The following is an 18,120-nucleotide window of genomic DNA, read 5'->3' on the forward strand; positions in this document are numbered from 1 at the left end:
GGCGCACGCCGAGGACTGACCCGTGCCTGATTACAAAGCCTTCCGCGTAGAGTTGGCAGACAAGATCGCCCATGTGCAGATCAACCGTCCGGAAAAGATCAACGCGATGAATGCCGATTTCTGGAAAGAGATCGTCGATATCTTCCGTGAGATCGAGGACAACGATGAAGTTCGGGTTGTGGTGCTTTCCGGCGCGGGCAAGCATTTCTCCTCCGGCATCGACCTGATGATGCTGGCCTCGGTCGGCGCTCAGTTGGGCCCCGATGCCGGTCGCAACGCGCGCACCCTGCGCCGCAAGATTCTCGAACTGCAAGCCTCGTTCAACGCGGTCGACAACTGCAGCAAACCGGTGATCGCGGCTATCCAGGGCTATTGCCTGGGTGGCGCCATCGACCTCATCTCGGCTTGTGACATGCGCTACTCGACCGCTGATGCGCAGTTCTCCATCAAGGAAATCGACATCGGCATGGCGGCTGACGTCGGTACGCTGCAGCGCCTGCCGCGCATCATCGGCGACGGCATGATGCGCGAACTGGCCTACACCGGCCGCACCATCGACGGTGAAGAAGCGCTGCGCCTCGGGCTGGTCAACCGCACGTATCCCGACACGGACAGCATGCTCGATGGGGTGTTCGGCATCGCTCATCAGATCGCCGCCAAATCCCCCATCGCTGTGCGCGGCACCAAGGAAATGATCCGCTATATGCGCGACCACCGGGTCGACGACGGCCTCGAGTACGTCGCTACCTGGAATGCGGCCATGCTGCAATCGGCCGATCTTCGCGTCGCCATGGCAGCCCACATGAGCAAGCAGAAGCCAGAGTTCGCTGACTGATGCGATTCCGCACACTCGCGCGGGAGGCGCACTAAGGCATGGTCACTGGAGTCACTTCGCTGGGGCTGGTGCGCGACGAACTGTTCGCCACCATGGAGCAGGCAGAACAGAGCCTCGAGCAATTCATTGCCGAGCGTCAGAACGGCAGCCTCCTGCAGCAGGCCGTGGAGGCCATGCATCAGGTCCGTGGAACGCTCAATCTGATCGAGCTGACTGGCGCCGAACTACTGGCCCAGGAACTGCTGGATCAGGCCACCGACATCCCCACGGGAGCGGGCGAGGAACGCGACGTCCAACTGGCAGCGCTGAGCAATGCGCTGCACGTGTTGCGTCGCTATCTGGAGAATCTCGACCTGCACCGCCAGGAAATGCCGGAGCTGCTGCTGCCCGCCATCAACGACTTGCGCCAGGCCGGCGGCCAGCCGCCACTGCCGGAGAGCTACTTCTTCAGCGTCCGCCTGGACCAGGCGCGTCGCATCGCGGCGCAGGCCCGGTTACCGGAAGGCACCGATCCCGATGCCTTGGGCCGGCGTTTCCGTCAGGCGTACCAGCAGGGGCTACTGGGCTTCCTGCGCGGGCACAAGGTGCCAAACGCCCTGCGCACGATGGAGCGCGCCCTCGGCGGCCTCGAACGCCTGTACGGCGATCAGCCGCGCGGTCGCCTCTGCTGGATCGGAGCGGCGGCAATCGAGTCGCAGCTGGCCGGCCAATTGCTGGCGCGCAAGTCGCGCAAACAGCTGTTCTCGCGCCTGGACCGTGAACTCAAGTCGCTGCTGGCCAACGCCGCCTACGAGGCACCGCGTAACCTGCAGAAGGAACTCCTTTACCTGGTGGCGCTGGCTGACAGCCAGGCTCCCCGTTCCCAGGAGCTGCGCGAAGTCTTCGGCATGACCGCGCTGCCCTTCACCGACCAGCTCTTGGAGCAGGAATACCAGCGCCTGTCCGGCCCCGGCCAGGCGGTGATGCGTTCGCTGTCCTCGGCGATCTTCGAGGAGCTGAACAGCGTCAAGGACATGATCGACCTGATCGAACGCGGCACTGCGCCGGGCGAATCCTTCGGGAACCTGCACGTCCTGCTTGGAAAACTGGCCAAGACGCTGGTCATGGTCGGTCTGAACTCCCCCGGCAATGCCTTGCAGGTACAGCTGCCGATGGTGGCGGCCTGGGGCGCAGACAAGCCGGTCGAATCCGGTGAATTGCTCAAGCTCGCCGATGCGGTGCTCTATGTGGAAAGCATGGTGGCCGGCCTCGACAGCGGCGAGCGCCGCGGTGTGCGCCAGGCTGTCGAGCCGGGACACGAGGCGGAGTCTTTCGCCAATCATCAACTGGCTGAAGCGCGCATCGTGGTGCTGGATGAAGCCCAGGGCGGACTCGCTCTGGCCAAGCGCGCGATCACGGCGTACCTGGAATCCAATGGCGAAAAACTGCACCTGGCCAACGTGCCGGTAAGCCTGCAGGCCGTGCGCGGCGGGCTGTGGTTCCTCGGTCAGGAGCGCGCAGCCGCCCTGGTCGCTGCCTGCGGCGAGTACATCCAGCAGCAGATGCTGGAAACCTCCCTGATGCCTTCGGAGCAGATGCTGGAGACCCTGGCCGATGCGCTGACCAGCCTCGAGTACTACCTCGAAGGCGGCGCCGGCATGCGTCGCGGCTTCCAGACCGATGTACTCGACCTGGCCGCCAACAGCGTGCGCGCCCTCGGCTTGCGGGTGGCGGCCTGATATGGCGGGCGAACGCTGGCAGTCGGGATTGCTGGATGCTTCCGTACCCGGTGGTTGGGCGGTGGCGCACAGTCGGCAGCAGTTCCTCACCGACAGCAATGGCGTGCTCTTTCCCCGTGAGTGGCTGAAGCGCCAGGAGTTGCCGGTGCTGGCTGAACACGGCATCGGTCACTTCGACGGTGACCCCATCTACCTGCTGGAGTTGGCTCACCCGGCCGACGTGGCGGGCTGCTTCTGGCAGGGTCTGCGCCAGGTGATGCTGCAAGGCGACCCGGATACCTTCCGCATGCTCGGTTACGCCAGCCAGATCGGTACCTGGGCGGACCAGAACCGCTATTGCGGCAGCTGTGGCCAACGCATGGAGCAGGTCCTGGGTGAGCGTGCGATGCGTTGCCCGAGCTGCGAAGTCCACCACTACCCGCGCCTGTCGCCGAGCATGATCGTGCTGGTCAGTCGTGGCGATGAGTTGTTGCTGGCGCGTTCGCCGCGCTTCGTCAGTGGCGTCTACAGCACGCTGGCGGGCTTCGTCGAGCCCGGCGAGTCCGTGGAAGAGTGCGTGGCTCGCGAAGTGCGGGAAGAGGTGGGCGTCGAGATCGGCAACATCCAGTACATCGCCAGCCAGAACTGGCCATTTCCGCATTCGCTGATGCTCGGCTTCCACGCCGAATACCGCAGCGGTGAGATCGTGCCGCAACCCGGCGAGATCGAAGATGCCCGCTGGTTCCCCGTGGATGCGCTGCCGCCATTGCCGGCGCAGCGCTCCATCGCGCGTTACCTCATCGATCTGTACGTGGCGCGTCGGCTCGGCTTAGCCGATCCAGTGCTGCCACACTAGGCGCGCGGTCAGCGCCAACACCACCAGAATGAATACCGGGCGGATGAACTTGGCACCGCCCTTGATGGCGGTGCGCGCGCCGAGGAAGGCGCCGACCATCAGCGCCACGCCCATGCTGATGCCCAGGGCCCAGACCACCTGGCCGGCGGCGATGAAGACCACCAGGGCCACGGCATTGCTGACGAAGTTCATGCTGCGGGCGACACCGCTGGCGCGTACCAGATCCAGCGGATAGAGCAGCAGGCTGCTGACGGTCCAGAAGGCCCCCGTGCCGGGACCGGCCACGCCGTCGTAGAAGCCGAGGCCGAGCCCTTGCGGCCATTGGCGGCCACGGGGAATCGATGCGTCCTGGCTATGCTCGGCATCCGGCGTCTTGCCGAACAGCAGGTACAGGCCACATCCAAAGACCACCACTGGCAGCATCTGGTTGAGCCATGCGGCGGGTAGCCAGTGGACGATCACCGCGCCCAGTGCGGCGCCAATTGCTGTGGCGATCAGCGCATTACGCCACTTCGACGGGTCGAACAGCTTGCGCCGGTAGAAGGTGTAGCTGGCGGTGGCGGAGCCGAAGGTGGCGCAGAGTTTGTTGGTGCCCAGTACCAGGTGGGGCGGCAGGCCGGCAGTGAGCAGGGCAGGGATGGTCAGGAGGCCGCCACCGCCGGCGATGGCATCGATGAATCCGGCAAGAAAGGCAACGGCGGCGAGAATCGCCAGGGTGGCGGGATCGACCGCCAGCTCGAAGGGGATTGGCATGGAAAACGAGGTCCGTGTCTACAACTGCCGCGTGGCTTGTGGCTGCGGCGGGGGGAGTTGCGCATAATGCCGGCATTTTCACGCATAAGGAATGGGCTCCATGCAGTATGACGGCCTGGCCTGGGCAACCGCCCTGCTGGCAGTGTTGGTCGCGGTTGTAGCCGGACGCATCCTGCTCGACCGCAGCTGGTTTCTCGGCTGGCTTCGCGGCACCTGCGGCCTCGCTTTCCTGGCGCTGGCGCTGCTGGTCGCGTTGGTGGCCCGGGACCTGTGGAGCTACAACACGCTTCCCGAAGACAAGCCGCTGGTGACCCTGAACTTCAAAGCCATGGGGCCGCAGAGCTATCAGGTCACCTTGCTGGAGGGCGCAACCGAGCGCGAGTTGCTGCTGGACGGCGACCTCTGGCAGCTGGACGCGCGCCTGTTCAAGTGGAAGGGGCTTGGCAATCTGTTGGGACTGCAGCCGGGCTACCGTCTGGAGCGATTGTCCGGTCGCTTCCTGGCCATCGAGCAGCAAGCCCTGGCCCAGCATCCGCGCGCCCAGTTGGCGAGTAGCCCGTATGGCGTCGATCTCTGGCGCTGGCTGCGCCTGGCCCAGCGCGACTTCTTCCTGTTCGTGCCGGAGGCGCAGCGGGTGACCTACCTGCCGATGGCTGACGGTGCGGTGTATTCCGTGAGCCTGTCACCCACCGGCCTGTTGGCCCAGCCACTGAATCCGGTGGCCAAGGAAGCGTTGAAGGACTGGCGCTGAGTCACGACTTGAAATGCAGGTCGCGCCACTGCGGGCGAGTTTATTTGAACGCGGATGGGCGTTGTCTGTAGGGTGCGCCGCGCGCACCACCGGGAATGGGGCCAGGACTATCCCTTCGCTGACGCTGAGCCGGTGCGCATGGCGCACCCTACGGTGGAGCGTGCCGCGATGCCCTGCCGAGGATCCGCTAACATCTCGCCCCCTTGCAGCCCGGTAGGGTGGATGGCGCTTTTTTCATCCACCAGCGGCGCTATGCCGGGCCTCGAATGGTGGACCGGTGGAGCGTGGTCCACCCTACGGCTGAAGTCATTCGCATCCGGCCCCGCGGAATTGCAGACATGAAAAAGGGAGCCCGCGGGCTCCCTTTTTCATTGGTGGGTGATCCTCAGGAGAGGAAGCCGCCGTCGACGTTCAGTGCAACGCCGGTGGTGTAGCTGGAGGCATCGCTGGCGAGGTAGAGCACAGTGCCGGCCATCTCGCTCGGGTCGGCCACGCGCTTCAGCGGGATGCGCTGCAGGGCGACGTTGAGGATGGCATCGTTCTTCACCAGGGCCGAGGCGAACTTGGTATCGGTCAGGCCCGGCAGCAGGGCGTTGCAGCGGATGCCGAACTGGGCGCATTCCTTGGCGAAGACCTTGGTCATGCTGATCACGGCAGCCTTGGTCACGGAGTAGATGCCCTGGAACTCGCCCGGCGAGACGCCGTTGATGGACGCGACGTTGATGATGCTGCCACCACCGTTCTGCTTCATCAGCTTGCCGCCTTCGATGGACATGAAGTAGTAGCCACGGATGTTGACGTCCACAGTCTTCTGGAAGGCCGACAGGTCGGTGTCCAGCACGTTGCAGAACTGCGGGTTGGTGGCAGCGTTGTTGACCAGGATGTCGAGACGGCCGAACTTCTCGCGGATCTCGGCGAAGACGCTCTGGATCTGCTCCATCTCGCCGATGTGGCAGGCGATGGCGGTGGCTTGGCCGCCTTCGGCGATGATGGCGTCGGCGACGGCCTGGCAGCCCTCGATCTTGCGGCTGGACACGATCACGTGGGCGCCTTGCTGGGCCAGCAGCTTGGCGATGGCTTCACCGATACCGCGGCTGGCGCCGGAAACGAAGGCGATCTTGCCGTCGAGGTCGAACAGGTTGGTCTTGGACATGGGGTTCCCCTTGTTGTAATCCGGTTTACAGCCGTGATTGGTTGATGACCTGCAGGCTCATCTGCTCCAGCAGCTTGTTCATGTGGATGAACTGGGCGAAGCGCTTGTCCTGGGTCTGGCCATGGAAGTAGCGGTAGTAGATCTGCTGCACGATGCCGGCCAGGCGGAACAGGCCGTAGGTGTAGTAGAAGTCGAGGTTGGTGATGGGCGGCAGGCCGGCGCGCTCGGCGTAGTAGTCGGCGAACTCCTGGCGGGTCAGCATGCCCGGAAGGTGGCTCGGCTGGCGGCGCATCAACTGCACGGGTGCCGGGTCCTTGGCTTCGATCCAGTAGGCCAGGGTATTGCCCAGGTCCATCAGCGGATCGCCGATGGTGGTCAGCTCCCAGTCCAGCACGCCGATGATCTGCATCGGGTTGGCCGGATCGAGGATGACGTTGTCGAAGCGGTAGTCGTTATGGACGATGGCCGGTTTGTGGTGGTCGGCAGGCATCTTGTCCTTGAGCCAGGCCTTCACCGGCTCCCAGGTCGGGGCGTCCGGAGTCCGCGCCTTCTCGTAGCGGTCGCTCCAGCCGGTGATCTGGCGCTGCACGTAGCCTTCCGGCTTGCCCAGGTCACCCAGGCCGCAGGCGTTGTAATCGACGTTGTGCAGTTCGACCAGCTTGTCGATGAAGCTCCGGCACAGTTCGCGGGCCTGGCTCTCTTCGAGCGTCATGTCGGCCGGCAGGTCGGCACGCAGGATCACTCCCTTCACCCGTTCCATCACGTAGAACTCGGCGCCGATCACCGACTCGTCGGTGCAGTGCACGTAGGCCTTCGGGCAGTAGGGGAAACCGGCATTGAGCTGGTTGAGGATGCGGAACTCGCGGCCCATGTCATGGGCGGATTTCGCCTTGTGGCCGAAAGGCGGACGACGCAGCACGAATTCCTGATCCGGGTATTCCAGCAGGTAGGTCAGGTTGGATGCGCCGCCTGGGAACTGGCTGATGCGAGGCGTGCCGGTCAGACCTGGAATGTTGGCCTTCAGGTATGGATCGATAACGGCTGCGTCGAGCTCTTCGCCTTCGCGGATACGGGTGGACTGATCAGTAAGCGCCATGCTTATCCCTTCTACTTATGATGGGGGCCCGAGACTATTCGCTAATCTAATGCCGCCTTGGCGGCGTCACAAGCCGAACGAGCCGTTATAGACAAAGGTGTTGCAGCACAATCAGGCTGCCTGATTCGCCCGTACCGTCTGCATCGGGCAAAAAAAAACCGGAGCCCTGGGACTCCGGTTTCTTGTTCGTGATCCGAGCGTTGAGCTTAGACCGGGAACAGCTCGCCGAGCTTCATCGCCAGCATCATGTCGCCTTCGGCGCGCAGCTTGCCGGCCATGAAGGCCTGCATGCCGTCGGTTTCGCCGGTCATGATGCCAACCAGGGTGGCGCTGTCCATGATCAGGGTGACGTTCGGGTTCGGGGCATCACCTTGCTGTACGTCGCAGGTGCCGTCCTTGACGACCAGGTAGTGGTTGTCGCCATCTTCGATGTTGAACTGGAATACCAGGTCCAGGCCAGCGGCGGCACCGGCGTTGAACTTGGACTGCATGGTTTTGACGATGTCAGCAACGTTGGTCATGGTGTTTTCCTTTTTCTAGGGTTTTATCCAGCGGCCTTTCCGGCCGCGGTAGGCCGGACTCAGCGATAGGTGATGAGTTCCGGCGCCTTCAACAGTTCCAGATGCACATGACTGTTGAAGGAAGCCAGGGTCACTTCGCTGCCACGGAACTTGAGGCGGCTGAGCGAAGTGTTGACGATCTGCCAGTTGAGGCCGAAGGCGCTGTCGGCGGGGATGCCCGCGACCAGGTGGAGCAGGGCGGTGATGGTGCCGCCCGAGGTGAACACGGCAATGTTCTGCTTGCTGTCCGCGTTGGCCAGGATGCGGTCCAGGCCGCCACGGACCTGCTCGACGAAAGAGGCCCAGCTCTGCAGGCCCGGCTTTTCGTGTTCGCCGGAAACCCAGCGCAGTACCAGTTTGGAGAACAGGCGCTGGAACTCGGCCCGGTTCTGCGCGCCGTTGCGCAGTATGTGCAAGGCTTCGGGTTCTTCTGTAAGCAGGTCTGGAAGCAGGGAACGAATCACCGCGTCCGCATCGAACTCGTTGAAGGCCGGATCGATCTGTACCGCGGGGGCGCCGAGGCCGGCAGCGTCGAACTGGGCGAGTGCGGCCTGGGCGGTATGCTGCTGGCGCCGGAGGTCGCCGCTGTAGCAGCGATCCAGACGCAGGCCCAGCTGGGCAAGGTGGGCGCCGAGTACCTCGGCCTGGCGGATGCCGGTGGGCGAGAGGACATCGTAGTCATCGGCGCCAAAGGAGGCCTGGCCATGTCTTATCAGGTAGATACTGCCCACGTACTGGCGTCCCGTGAGGTTGAAAGTTCCGCGAGGGTATGAGGAAGCCAGAGGGCTGTCAACGAAAAAACATACGCTTGTTTGAATGCATTCCCGCTGTTTATGCAGACGTTTCCGTTGGCTGGCGAGCCAGGGGTGGCGCCGTTATGCTTGCTGCTTTTGGCGCCGCCGAAAAGCCGGCGCCAGCTGGGATAACAAGGGGAGATTCAAGTGGAGTTCTTTGCCGAGTACGCAGGCTTTCTGGCCCGGACCGTAACCGTGCTGGTGGCCATCCTCGTCGTGCTGGTGGTCATCGCGGCGTTGCGTGGCCGTAACCGTCGCGTAGCCAGTGGCCATCTGGATGTGCGCAAGCTCAATGACTTCTACAAGGACCTGCGCGAGCGCCTGGAGCACTCGGTGCTGGACAAGGCGCATGTGAAAGCCGCGCGCAAGGCCGAAACCAAGGCGGCGAAAACCGCGAAGAAGCTGAAGAAGACAGCCGAAGCGAAGCCCCGGGTCTTCGTGCTGGACTTCGACGGCGACATCAAGGCTTCGGCCACTGATCACCTTCGCCATGAAGTGACGGCGCTGCTGTCCATGGCAACGAGCAAGGACGAAGTGGTGGTGCGACTGGAAAGCGGCGGCGGCATGGTGCACAGCTATGGCCTGGCTTCTTCGCAACTGGCGCGCATTCGCGATGCCGGCGTACCGCTCACCGTCTGCGTGGACAAGATCGCGGCCAGTGGCGGTTACATGATGGCGTGCATCGGCACCAAGATCCTCGCGGCGCCGTTCTCCATCATCGGTTCCATTGGTGTCGTGGCGCAGTTGCCCAACGTACACCGCCTGCTGAAGAAACACGATATCGACTTCGAGGTGCTCACCGCCGGCGAGTACAAGCGCACGCTGACGGTGTTCGGCGAGAACACCGAAAAGGGCCGGCAGAAGTTCCAGGAAGACCTGGAAACCACCCATGAGCTGTTCAAGGGCTTCGTCGGGCGCTATCGCCCGCAGCTGGATATGGCCGAGATCGCCACGGGTGAGGTCTGGCTGGGCATGGCAGCACGGGACAAGCAGCTGGTGGATGAGCTGAGTACCAGCGACGAGTACCTTGCCGCGCGTGCCAAGGAAGCGGAGCTGTTCCATCTGCACTTCGCTGCTCGCAAGAGCTTGCAGGAGCGCGTAGGACTTGCTGCCAGCGTGGCGGTCGATCGCGTGCTGCTGAGCTGGTGGGAGCGTCTCAGCCAGCAACGCTTCTGGCAGTGAACCTGAGCGCTGCCAAGGCATTCTGATCGTCTCCAGTGCGGCGTCTCGATTCCTTCATATCGAGTCGCCGCGCGCTTCCGTCGCACGTCTCTTCGCTGCACTTCTGTCTGCATGATCTAGGCTAACTCCTATTCCCGATGGAGATCTGCTGCCATGACTGCCGATAGCGGGAGTGACACGAGCAAGCGCAAGGAAACCCGGCTTTTCCTGTTCCTGGTTGCCTGCCTGTTTCCCATCCTTTCCGTGATGATCGTCGGCGGCTACGGCTTTATCGTCTGGATGTACCAGATGATCGCCGGGCCGCCTGGTCCGCCTGCGTAACGCGCCCACCGCGCTACTCGCCCGCCGCACGACTGACTCCCATGAGGCCAAGGACGATGCCGGAACCTCTGCACATCGCCAGTCTGATCGTACATCTCCATCCCCACCTGCTGGCCGCGGTGAAAGACAACCTGCGCCGGATTCCGGGCCTCGAACTCCACCAGGAAAGCCCCGAAGGCAAGCTGGTGGTTGTGCTCGAAGCCGCGGATGAAAGCAGGATTCTTGCGACCCTCGACAGCATTCAGAACCTGCCGGGCGTGCTCAACGCCGCGCTGGTCTATCACGAAATCCTCGACGATCCGGAACGTACCGAACTGACCGTGGACGGCAATCACACCGGAGATGCCTGATGAAACTCACTCGCCGTGAATTTGCCAAGGCCAATGCCGCTGCCATCGCGGCTGCGGCCGTCGGCCTGCCGATCTTCAGCACCGCCAGCAACCTCATCACCGAATCGGATATGACCCGCCTGGAATGGAACAAGGCACCCTGCCGGTTCTGCGGCACCGGGTGCGGGGTAATGGTTGCCACCCGCGATGGCAAGGTCGTCGCGACCCACGGCGATATCAAGGCCGAGGTGAACCGTGGCATCAACTGCGTGAAGGGCTACTTCCTGTCGAAGATCATGTACGGCAGCGACCGCCTGACCGAACCGCTGCTGCGCATGAAGGACGGCAAGTTCGACAAGCAGGGCGAATTCCAGCCCATTAGCTGGGACCAGGCGTTCGACATCATGGCGGAGAAGTTCAAGGCCTCCCTCAAGGCCAAGGGGCCAAGCTCCATCGGCATGTTCGGCTCCGGTCAGTGGACGATCTGGGAAGGGTATGCCGCGAACAAGTTGTTCAAGGCCGGATTCCGCTCCAACAACATCGACCCCAACGCGCGCCATTGCATGGCCTCCGCCGTGATGGGTTTCATGCGCACGTTCGGCATGGATGAGCCAATGGGTTGCTATGACGATATCGAGGCCACGGACACCTTCGTGCTCTGGGGTTCGAACATGGCCGAGATGCATCCGGTGCTCTGGTCGCGGGTCACCGACCGCCGGCTCAGTGCGCCCCAGGTCAAGGTCGCGGTGCTGTCCACCTTCCAGCACCGCAGCTTCGATCTCGCCGACATCCCCATGGTGTTCAAGCCGCAGAGCGACCTGTTCATCCTCAACTACATCGCCAACCACATCATCCAGAGCGGCGCGGTCAATCAGGACTTCATCGACAAGCACGTCAGGTTCGCCCACGGCGCTGAAGACATCGGCTACGGGCTACGGCCCACCGACCCGCTGGAACAAAAGGCGAAGAATGCGGCCAAGGCCAACACCTGGTCGGACATCGGTTTCGATGAGTTCGCCGCCTACGTCAAACCCTACACCCTCGAACGTGCGGCCAAGGAGTCCGGGGTTTCCGCTACGCACCTGAAAGCCCTGGCCGAGATGTATGCCGATCCGAAGCGCAAGGTGGTGTCGTTCTGGACCATGGGTTTCAACCAGCACACGCGTGGGGTCTGGGCAAACAACCTGATCTACAACATTCACCTGCTCACCGGGAAGATCAGTGAAGCGGGCAATAGCCCGTTCTCCCTCACCGGCCAGCCTTCCGCCTGCGGCACAGCCAGGGAAGTCGGCACCTTCTCCCATCGCCTTCCCGCCGACCTGTTGGTGGCTAATCCGAAGCATCGGGAAACCGCTGAGAAAATCTGGAAGGTTCCACCCGGCACGATCCAGGAAAAGCCAGGTTTCCACGCTGTCGAGCAGAGTCGGATGCTCAAGGATGGTGTGCTCAACGTCTACTGGCAGCAGGTCAGCAACAACATCCAGGCGGGCCCGAACCTGATGCAGGAAACCCTGCCTGGATGGCGCAACCCGGACAACTTCGTGATCGTTTCCGACGTCTATCCGACCACGTCGGCCCAGGCCGCGGATCTGATCCTGCCCAGCGCCATGTGGGTGGAGAAAGAGGGTGCCTACGGCAATGCTGAACGCCGTACGCAGTTCTGGCATCAACTGGTCAGTGCGCCGGGGCAGGCCAGGTCCGATCTCTGGCAACTGGTCGAATTCTCCAAGCGCTTCACCACCGATGAGGTCTGGCCAGAAGAGTTGCTGGCCACGGCGCCCGGACTCAAGGGCAAGACGCTTTTCGAAGTGCTCTTCAAGAATGGCCAGGTCGATGCCTATGGCTCAGAGGAGGTCGCCCAGGGCTACGCCAATGACGAAGCCAAGGCGTTCGGTTTCTACCTCCAGAAGGGCCTGTTTGAGGAGTACGCCAGTTTCGGTCGCGGCCACGGGCACGACCTGGCTCCCTTCGACGCATACCACGAGGCGCGCGGGCTGCGCTGGCCGGTGGTGGATGGCAAGGAAACCCGCTGGCGTTACCGGGAGGGGCACGACCCTTATGTCACCAAAGGCAGCGGCGTGCAGTTTTACGGCTACCCGGACAAGAAGGCGATCATTTTCGCGCTGCCCTACGAGCCGCCAGCCGAGATGCCGGACCAGGAATTTCCCTTCTGGCTGAGCACCGGACGCGTGCTCGAACACTGGCACACCGGCACCATGACGGCGCGCGTTCCCGAACTCTACAAGGCGGTTCCCGATGCACTGGTCTACATGCATCCCGATGACGCGCGAGAGCTGAAGCTGCGCCGTGGCAGTGAAGTGAAGGTCATCAGCCGACGCGGCGAGATCCGCGCGCGGGTGGAAACGCGTGGGCGCAACAAGCCACCGCAGGGGTTGGTGTTCGTACCGTTCTTCGATGCCAACAAGCTGATCAACAAGGTCACCCTGGATGCCACTGACCCCATCTCCAAGCAGACCGATTTCAAGAAGTGCGCGGTCCGCATAGAACTGGTCAGCCTGGCGTGAGGACGCAGACATGAAATGGATCACACCCGCGCTCCTCGCCCTGCTGTGCAGCCTGACGGTGTCGGCCGCTGACCCAGGTTACCCGCTGGACGCTCCCGCACCCGACGGCCGCCGCCCCGGCGGAAGCCTGGCCGAGTCGCAGCCGGCGCCACCGCTGGCCAATGATGAGAACAAGGACCTGCGACGTGAACGCAACTATCCCGAACAACCGCCGACCATCCCCCACAGCATCCGGGGCTATCTGATCGACATCAACAGCAACAAGTGCCTGACCTGCCACAGCCGGGCTGCAAGCGCCAGGACGCAGGCGCCGATGATCAGCATCACCCATTACATGGACCGGGACGGCCAGGCGCTGGCCGCAGTGGCGCCCAGGCGCTACTTCTGCACCCAGTGCCACGTGGTGCAGAAGGACGTCCAGCCCCTGGTCGGCAACACCTACCAGAACATCGACCAGTTGCTGCAGCAGCAGACAGAGAGCACCGGCAAGAAGCCCTGAGGAGCCGCCATGAAAGCACTTTTCGCCTGGTTCCTCGGGTATTGGAGCATCCTGCGCCGACCCAGCGTGCACTACAGCCTGGGCTTCCTGACCCTGTCCGGATTCATCGCCGGGATCATCTTCTGGGGTGGATTCAACACGGCGCTGGAGGCGACCAATACCGAGACCTTCTGCATCTCCTGCCACGAGATGCGGGACAACGTCTTTGCGGAACTCAAGGACACCATCCACTACACCAATCGCTCCGGTGTGCGCGCGACGTGTCCGGACTGTCATGTGCCACACAAGTGGACTGACAAGATCGCGCGCAAGATGCAGGCCTCGAAGGAAGTCTGGGGCAAGGTCTTCGGCACCATCGATACGCGCGACAAGTTCCTGGCCTTGAGACGGGAACTCGCCGAGCACGAATGGGCGAGGCTCAAGGCCAACGATTCGCTGGAATGTCGCAACTGCCACAACTTCGACTACATGGACTTCACCCGCCAGGGGCAGCGTGCGCGGCAGATGCACTCCACTGCGTTGGCTTCCGGCGAAGCCACCTGCATCGACTGTCACAAAGGGATCGCGCACCACCTGCCCGACATGACGGGCGTGAAAGGGTGGCAGTAGCGGTCCCGATCGGTGGAAATCAGGCCAGCTCGGGTAGCAGCACGTCGTGCCACAGGGATTGTTCGTACTGCGGTTTGAAGAAGCCGAAGTGACCGATGTTCTTCTCCCCCACATCCGCCGGCGCAATACGCTTGAAGCGCTTCTCGGCCTGGCGATAGAAACTGTGCAGCGACTCCGTGTTGCGTCCGGACATCATCTCGTCGTCGGTGAAGGAGATGGAGGTGATGGGCGTGCGCACCGCGGAGTAGGCGTCCCGCACGTCCGCGCCTTCGGCACCCACGGCGTACTCCGGGTCAAGGCACCAGCGACGCCACTGATTGATAACCCCCTTGGGCAGGTCACCCACCATGCCTAAACGCTTGCCGGGGAAGTAGCCGGCCAGAGGTGTGACCAGTGGTGCGACCAGGAACCACAGGAGCCAGACGCGGCGGCGCAGTTCGGCAGTATTTTCACGCCAGTAGCCGCTGCCCGTCGCAATGGTCAGCACTTTGCTGATGCGCTCTGCCCCTTCCACGAAGGGCAGGATCTGTCCTCCCAGGCTATGGCCGATCCAGTACAGCGGCTTGCCGCCAGCGGCATTGACCACCAGCGAGAGCATGGTGCTGCAGTCATGGCGGGCCCAGTCGAGGATGTCCACGTTCAGGTCACGCAGATGGCCATTGCGCGATTGGCCCATCCCGACGTAGTCGAACGTGGCGACCAGGTAGCCACGTTCTGCCAGCCAGGTGGCGAAAGGGGCGTAATAGCGTTGCGGCACACCCATGGCAGGTACTATCAGCACCGCGGCCTGGACTTCGCCCTCGGGGCGGAACCAGTTGGCGCTGATGAAGTGGCCATTGCCGTTATCGATCCGGGTTTCTGTCGAGCTGATCATGGCGTCCATCCTGACGTGGAAAGGCTTTTGGAAAAGCGTGAACCCGGGCAGTATACGAAAGCTAGAAAAGTATTCTAGAAAAATATTCTAGTTTCATCAGAGGACACTCATGGGCCGTCCCTCCCGCAAAGACGACATTCTCCAGGCCGCCCTGGCCTGCTTCAGCGAACAGGGGGTGGATGCCACCACCATCGAGATGATTCGCGACCGCTCAGGTGCCAGCATCGGCAGCCTCTATCACCACTTCGGCAACAAGGAGCGGATCATCGCCGCGCTCTACCTCGAAGGGGTCAGCGGCTATGCGCGATTGTTGGAGGCAGGTTTCGCCAGGGTGGACACTGCCAAGGGGTGCATCAAGCTGCTGGTCGGCTGCTATGTCGATTGGGTGCTGACAAACCCGGACTGGGCGCGTTTCATCCTGCATAGCCGGGGGAGGGTGGAGGCGAGTGAGCTGGGTGAGCAGCTCCGCGAAACCAATCGCCTGCACCACGGGCGCATCGATGAGGTCCTGCGGCCATACCGCGAATCAGGTGCCTATCGTGAGATGCCTCGCGACTGCTTCGTTTCAGTCGTCATCGGCCCGGTCCAGGACTTCACTCGCAACTGGCTGGCCGGACGCACGCGCACGAGCCTGGCTGATTGCCGCGAGCTGTTCATGCAGGTGGCGTGGGATGCGGTTCGTGCGTTGTAGGGGCGAATTCATTCGCCAACCGGACCGAAGGTTCGGCCCTCAATAAGCCGGGGGCAGCTGCGCCGCCCTTGGCGAATGAATTCGCCCCTACAGAGATGTACGCCCATTGGGGACATCGCCAAACAAAAAGCCCCGCGATTGCGGGGCTTTTCGTTGGTGCGTCGGTCAGGCCGTGCGGCGGCGGAACAGCGGCAGGGTCTGGTCGCTGGATGCCTGGTAGACCTCGGAGAACTCTTCGAAGGCCTTGAGGGCGTCCTGCGGATCCTTGTCCGCGCGCAGGGCGAAGGCGTCGAAACCGCAACGCTTGAGGGCCCAGAGCTGATCGCGCAGTACATCGCCGATGGCGCGCACTTCGCCTTTGTAGTCATAGCGCTGGCGCAGCAGGTAGGCGGTGGAGGAGTGGCGGCCGTCGGTGAAAGCCGGGAAGTTCAGGGCAATGACTTGGAAGTGCTCCAGATCACCGGCGATTTCCTCGATTTCCTCGTCGCTGTCCAGCCAGACACCCAGACCGCCGTCACGGGCTTTCAGGGCGTGGGCGTGATCGCGCCAGAGTGCCAGCGGGATGATGATGTCGTCGCAGTTGGGAATGCCGTCCAGGGCCGCGTCCTTGGGAAGCAGGTGCCAGGTTTCGTCGATCACCTGGCCGTTCTTAATGATTCGCTGCATATACGCGCTCCTTGAACGGATCGATACCGATACGGCGGAAGGTGTCGAGGAATTGCTCGTCCTCGGTGCGCTGTTCCACGTAGACGTTGATGATCTTCTCGATCACATCGGCCATTTCGTCCTGGGCGAAGGACGGGCCGAGGATCTGCGCCAGGCTGGCGTCACGGCCGGCACTGCCGCCGAGGGAAACCTGATAGAACTCCTGGCCTTTCTTGTCCACGCCGAGAATGCCGATGTGGCCGACATGGTGGTGGCCGCAGGCGTTCATGCAGCCGGAGATGTTCAGGTCCAGGTTGCCAATGTCGAACAGGTAATCCAGGTCGTCGAAGCGACGCTGGATGGCTTCGGCCACCGGGATCGACTTGGCGTTGGCCAGGGAGCAGAAGTCGCCGCCCGGGCAGCAGATGATGTCGGTCAGCAAGCCCACGTTCGGCGTGGCGAAACCGAGTTCGCGCAGTTCGCCCCAGAGGGTGAAGAGTTGGGACTGCTCGACATCCGCGAGGATGATGTTCTGGTTATGGCTGTTGCGAACTTCACCGAAGCTGTAGCGATCGGCCAGGTCGGCGATGGCGTCCAGTTGCTTGTCGGTGACGTCGCCCGGCGCTACGCCGGTGGGCTTGAGCGACAGGGTCACAGCCACGTAGCCGGGCTTCTTGTGAGCCACGACGTTACGGGTGCGCCAGCGGCCGAAGCCAGGGTGCTCGGCATCCAGGGCGGCGAGGGCGGCGTCCTGGTCTTCCAGCGCCTTGTAGGTCGGATCGACGAAGTGCTTGGCAACGCGAGTCACTTCGGCTTCGGTCAGGGTGGTGGGACCGTCTTTCAGGTTGGCCCACTCGGCATTCACGCGCTCGGCGAAGACTTCCGGGGTGAGTGCCTTGACCAGGATCTTGATGCGCGCCTTGTACTTGTTGTCGCGGCGGCCATAGCGGTTGTACACGCGCAGGATGGCGTCGAGGTAGCTGATCAGGTGCTGCCAGGGCAGGAACTCGTTGATGAAGCTGCCCACGATCGGGGTACGGCCCAGGCCGCCGCCGACGGATACACGGAAGCCCAGTTCGCCGGCAGCGTTCTGTACCGCTTCCAGGCCGATGTCATGGACTTCGATGGCGGCGCGGTCGCTGACGGCGCCGTTGACGGCGATCTTGAACTTGCGCGGCAGGTGGGAGAATTCCGGGTGGAACGTCGACCACTGGCGGATGATCTCGCACCAGGGGCGCGGGTCGACGAGTTCGTCACGGGCGACGCCGGCGAACTGGTCGGTGGTGGTATTGCGGATGCAGTTGCCGCTGGTCTGGATGGCGTGCATCTGCACGGTGGCCAGCTCGGCGAGAATTTCCGGCACATCTTCCAGCTCCGGCCAGTTGTACTGGACGTTCTGGCGCGTGCTGATGTGGGCGTAGCCCTTGTCGTAGTCGCGAGCGATCTGCGCCAGCTTACGCACCTGGACCGAAGAGAGCAGGCCATAAGGCACGGCAACGCGCAGCATCGGCGCGAAACGCTGGATGTACAGGCCGTTCTGCAGGCGCAGCGGGCGGAATTCTTCCCCCGAAAGCGCGCCTTCCAGATAGCGGCGGGTCTGATCGCGGAACTGCTTGACGCGGTCCTCGACGATCCGTTGATCGTACTCGTCGTATACGTACATGAAATGTCCTGTTATCAGGCTGCTTACAGCTTTTCTGCGCGCACGGCCGCGCACTCCCCGCGGAGCCGGAGGAAGATACCAGTTCGGGGTTATGCGCAAAAGTGATGTTTGAGTATATGTAAAGAACCAAAAGTTATTGCTTTGGGAGGGTGCATAACCCTTCGGCTTGAGCCGCCGCAGGGGGTGGTCTTTACTCGTTGTGCAAGCCGCCTATAACCACAACAAATGGGGGACGCCATGACCGATCATTCCGAGGACGCCAGCCGCGACAGCAAGGTTGATGCCTG

The 18,120-nt window shown here is 62.8% G+C and carries 19 protein-coding genes; 11 read left to right on the top strand and 8 right to left on the bottom strand.

The features are described 5' to 3' along the window. Positions 1-22 precede the first annotated feature (22 nt). Genes MnOB_RS20110 through nudC form a run of 3 tightly spaced genes read left to right on the top strand, consistent with a single transcriptional unit; the run spans position 23 to position 3,388 of the window. Positions 23-835, top strand: coding sequence for a crotonase/enoyl-CoA hydratase family protein (locus tag MnOB_RS20110; RefSeq protein ID WP_077525994.1), 813 nt, complete (start codon positions 23-25; stop codon positions 833-835). A 38-nt stretch (positions 836-873) separates the two neighbouring features. Further along, positions 874-2,553: a FimL-related protein gene (locus MnOB_RS20115; RefSeq protein WP_077525995.1), complete on the top strand. Its 1,680-nt coding sequence runs from the start codon at positions 874-876 to the stop codon at positions 2,551-2,553. A gap of 1 nt (position 2,554) precedes the next feature. Continuing rightward, positions 2,555-3,388: an NAD(+) diphosphatase gene (nudC, locus tag MnOB_RS20120; protein WP_077525996.1), complete on the top strand. Its 834-nt coding sequence runs from the start codon at positions 2,555-2,557 to the stop codon at positions 3,386-3,388. On the opposite strand, the gene MnOB_RS20125 is transcribed toward nudC, so the two are convergent. Next, entirely contained in the window at positions 3,362-4,135 is a 774-nt protein-coding gene (locus tag MnOB_RS20125; protein ID WP_107504109.1) for a TSUP family transporter, read from the bottom strand. The two genes, nudC and MnOB_RS20125, sit on opposite strands and share 27 nt — an antisense overlap. 106 nt (positions 4,136-4,241) lie before the next feature. Here MnOB_RS20125 and MnOB_RS20130 point away from each other — a divergent pair, with 106 nt between their 5' ends. Then, complete coding sequence (locus MnOB_RS20130; RefSeq protein ID WP_077525998.1) at positions 4,242-4,892, top strand: hypothetical protein; 651 nt, start codon at positions 4,242-4,244, stop codon at positions 4,890-4,892. A 385-nt stretch (positions 4,893-5,277) separates the two neighbouring features. Here MnOB_RS20130 and MnOB_RS20135 read toward each other — a convergent pair whose 3' ends face one another. From MnOB_RS20135 to MnOB_RS20150, 4 genes are all read right to left on the bottom strand, one after another. Further along, a complete protein-coding gene (locus MnOB_RS20135; RefSeq protein ID WP_077525999.1) occupies positions 5,278-6,045 on the bottom strand; it encodes an SDR family oxidoreductase in 768 nt (255 codons plus the stop codon). 25 nt (positions 6,046-6,070) lie between these two features. Continuing rightward, positions 6,071-7,141, bottom strand: coding sequence for a phosphotransferase family protein (locus tag MnOB_RS20140; protein ID WP_077526000.1), 1,071 nt, complete (start codon positions 7,139-7,141; stop codon positions 6,071-6,073). 206 nt (positions 7,142-7,347) lie between these two features. Continuing rightward, positions 7,348-7,662 carry an SCP2 sterol-binding domain-containing protein gene (locus tag MnOB_RS20145; protein ID WP_077526001.1) on the bottom strand — a complete coding sequence of 105 codons (315 nt, stop codon included), beginning with the start codon at positions 7,660-7,662 and terminating at the stop codon, positions 7,348-7,350. A 59-nt stretch (positions 7,663-7,721) separates the two neighbouring features. Further along, positions 7,722-8,432 carry a histidine phosphatase family protein gene (locus MnOB_RS20150; protein WP_077526002.1) on the bottom strand — a complete coding sequence of 237 codons (711 nt, stop codon included), beginning with the start codon at positions 8,430-8,432 and terminating at the stop codon, positions 7,722-7,724. Between the two features lie 210 nt (positions 8,433-8,642). Here MnOB_RS20150 and sohB point away from each other — a divergent pair, with 210 nt between their 5' ends. The 6 genes from sohB to MnOB_RS20180 all read left to right on the top strand — a co-directional run bounded on the left by sohB (position 8,643) and on the right by MnOB_RS20180 (position 13,960). Then, on the top strand, positions 8,643-9,677 hold the full coding sequence (sohB, locus tag MnOB_RS20155) for a protease SohB (RefSeq protein ID WP_077526003.1): 1,035 nt from the start codon (positions 8,643-8,645) through the stop codon (positions 9,675-9,677). A gap of 153 nt (positions 9,678-9,830) precedes the next feature. Beyond that, on the top strand, positions 9,831-9,998 hold the full coding sequence (gene napE / locus MnOB_RS20160) for a periplasmic nitrate reductase, NapE protein (RefSeq protein ID WP_077526004.1): 168 nt from the start codon (positions 9,831-9,833) through the stop codon (positions 9,996-9,998). Between the two features lie 56 nt (positions 9,999-10,054). Beyond that, positions 10,055-10,348, top strand: coding sequence for a chaperone NapD (locus MnOB_RS20165; RefSeq protein ID WP_077526005.1), 294 nt, complete (start codon positions 10,055-10,057; stop codon positions 10,346-10,348). Then, the gene (napA, locus tag MnOB_RS20170; RefSeq protein ID WP_077526006.1) at positions 10,348-12,852 is read left to right on the top strand and encodes a nitrate reductase catalytic subunit NapA; all 2,505 of its coding nucleotides are present in this window, start codon (positions 10,348-10,350) and stop codon (positions 12,850-12,852) included. Before MnOB_RS20165 ends, napA begins: the two co-directional genes overlap by 1 nt. Before the next feature lie 10 nt (positions 12,853-12,862). After that, positions 12,863-13,351 (top strand): nitrate reductase cytochrome c-type subunit, encoded by a 489-nt coding sequence (locus MnOB_RS20175; protein WP_077526007.1) that lies wholly within the window; start codon positions 12,863-12,865, stop codon positions 13,349-13,351. Positions 13,352-13,360: 9 nt separating this feature from the next. Continuing rightward, positions 13,361-13,960 (top strand): cytochrome c3 family protein, encoded by a 600-nt coding sequence (locus tag MnOB_RS20180; RefSeq protein WP_077526008.1) that lies wholly within the window; start codon positions 13,361-13,363, stop codon positions 13,958-13,960. Positions 13,961-13,979: 19 nt separating this feature from the next. Here MnOB_RS20180 and MnOB_RS20185 read toward each other — a convergent pair whose 3' ends face one another. Beyond that, on the bottom strand, positions 13,980-14,834 hold the full coding sequence (locus tag MnOB_RS20185; RefSeq protein ID WP_077526009.1) for an alpha/beta hydrolase family protein: 855 nt from the start codon (positions 14,832-14,834) through the stop codon (positions 13,980-13,982). A 109-nt stretch (positions 14,835-14,943) separates the two neighbouring features. Here MnOB_RS20185 and MnOB_RS20190 point away from each other — a divergent pair, with 109 nt between their 5' ends. Next, entirely contained in the window at positions 14,944-15,525 is a 582-nt protein-coding gene (locus MnOB_RS20190; protein WP_077526010.1) for a TetR/AcrR family transcriptional regulator, read from the top strand. Positions 15,526-15,690: 165 nt separating this feature from the next. On the opposite strand, the gene MnOB_RS20195 is transcribed toward MnOB_RS20190, so the two are convergent. Next, entirely contained in the window at positions 15,691-16,191 is a 501-nt protein-coding gene (locus tag MnOB_RS20195; protein ID WP_077526011.1) for a DUF934 domain-containing protein, read from the bottom strand. Beyond that, positions 16,175-17,833 (bottom strand): nitrite/sulfite reductase, encoded by a 1,659-nt coding sequence (locus MnOB_RS20200; RefSeq protein ID WP_077526012.1) that lies wholly within the window; start codon positions 17,831-17,833, stop codon positions 16,175-16,177. Before MnOB_RS20200 ends, MnOB_RS20195 begins: the two co-directional genes overlap by 17 nt. Positions 17,834-18,120: the final 287 nt, after the last annotated feature.

Source organism: Metapseudomonas resinovorans, assembly GCF_002003485.1.
GTDB classification, from domain to species: Bacteria; Pseudomonadota; Gammaproteobacteria; order Pseudomonadales; family Pseudomonadaceae; genus Metapseudomonas; species Metapseudomonas resinovorans_D.

Coding starts and splice junctions, on each gene's coding strand:
- MnOB_RS20135 (WP_077525999.1), bottom strand. CDS start 6,045: ATGTCCAAGACCAACCTGTTCGACCTCGACGGCAAGATCGCCTTCGTT.
- MnOB_RS20115 (WP_077525995.1), top strand. CDS start 874: ATGGTCACTGGAGTCACTTCGCTGGGGCTGGTGCGCGACGAACTGTTC.
- napA (WP_077526006.1), top strand. CDS start 10,348: ATGAAACTCACTCGCCGTGAATTTGCCAAGGCCAATGCCGCTGCCATC.
- MnOB_RS20130 (WP_077525998.1), top strand. CDS start 4,242: ATGCAGTATGACGGCCTGGCCTGGGCAACCGCCCTGCTGGCAGTGTTG.
- MnOB_RS20175 (WP_077526007.1), top strand. CDS start 12,863: ATGAAATGGATCACACCCGCGCTCCTCGCCCTGCTGTGCAGCCTGACG.
- napE (WP_077526004.1), top strand. CDS start 9,831: ATGACTGCCGATAGCGGGAGTGACACGAGCAAGCGCAAGGAAACCCGG.
- MnOB_RS20195 (WP_077526011.1), bottom strand. CDS start 16,191: ATGCAGCGAATCATTAAGAACGGCCAGGTGATCGACGAAACCTGGCAC.
- MnOB_RS20190 (WP_077526010.1), top strand. CDS start 14,944: ATGGGCCGTCCCTCCCGCAAAGACGACATTCTCCAGGCCGCCCTGGCC.
- MnOB_RS20145 (WP_077526001.1), bottom strand. CDS start 7,662: ATGACCAACGTTGCTGACATCGTCAAAACCATGCAGTCCAAGTTCAAC.
- MnOB_RS20180 (WP_077526008.1), top strand. CDS start 13,361: ATGAAAGCACTTTTCGCCTGGTTCCTCGGGTATTGGAGCATCCTGCGC.
- MnOB_RS20165 (WP_077526005.1), top strand. CDS start 10,055: ATGCCGGAACCTCTGCACATCGCCAGTCTGATCGTACATCTCCATCCC.
- MnOB_RS20140 (WP_077526000.1), bottom strand. CDS start 7,141: ATGGCGCTTACTGATCAGTCCACCCGTATCCGCGAAGGCGAAGAGCTC.
- nudC (WP_077525996.1), top strand. CDS start 2,555: ATGGCGGGCGAACGCTGGCAGTCGGGATTGCTGGATGCTTCCGTACCC.
- MnOB_RS20185 (WP_077526009.1), bottom strand. CDS start 14,834: ATGATCAGCTCGACAGAAACCCGGATCGATAACGGCAATGGCCACTTC.
- MnOB_RS20200 (WP_077526012.1), bottom strand. CDS start 17,833: ATGTACGTATACGACGAGTACGATCAACGGATCGTCGAGGACCGCGTC.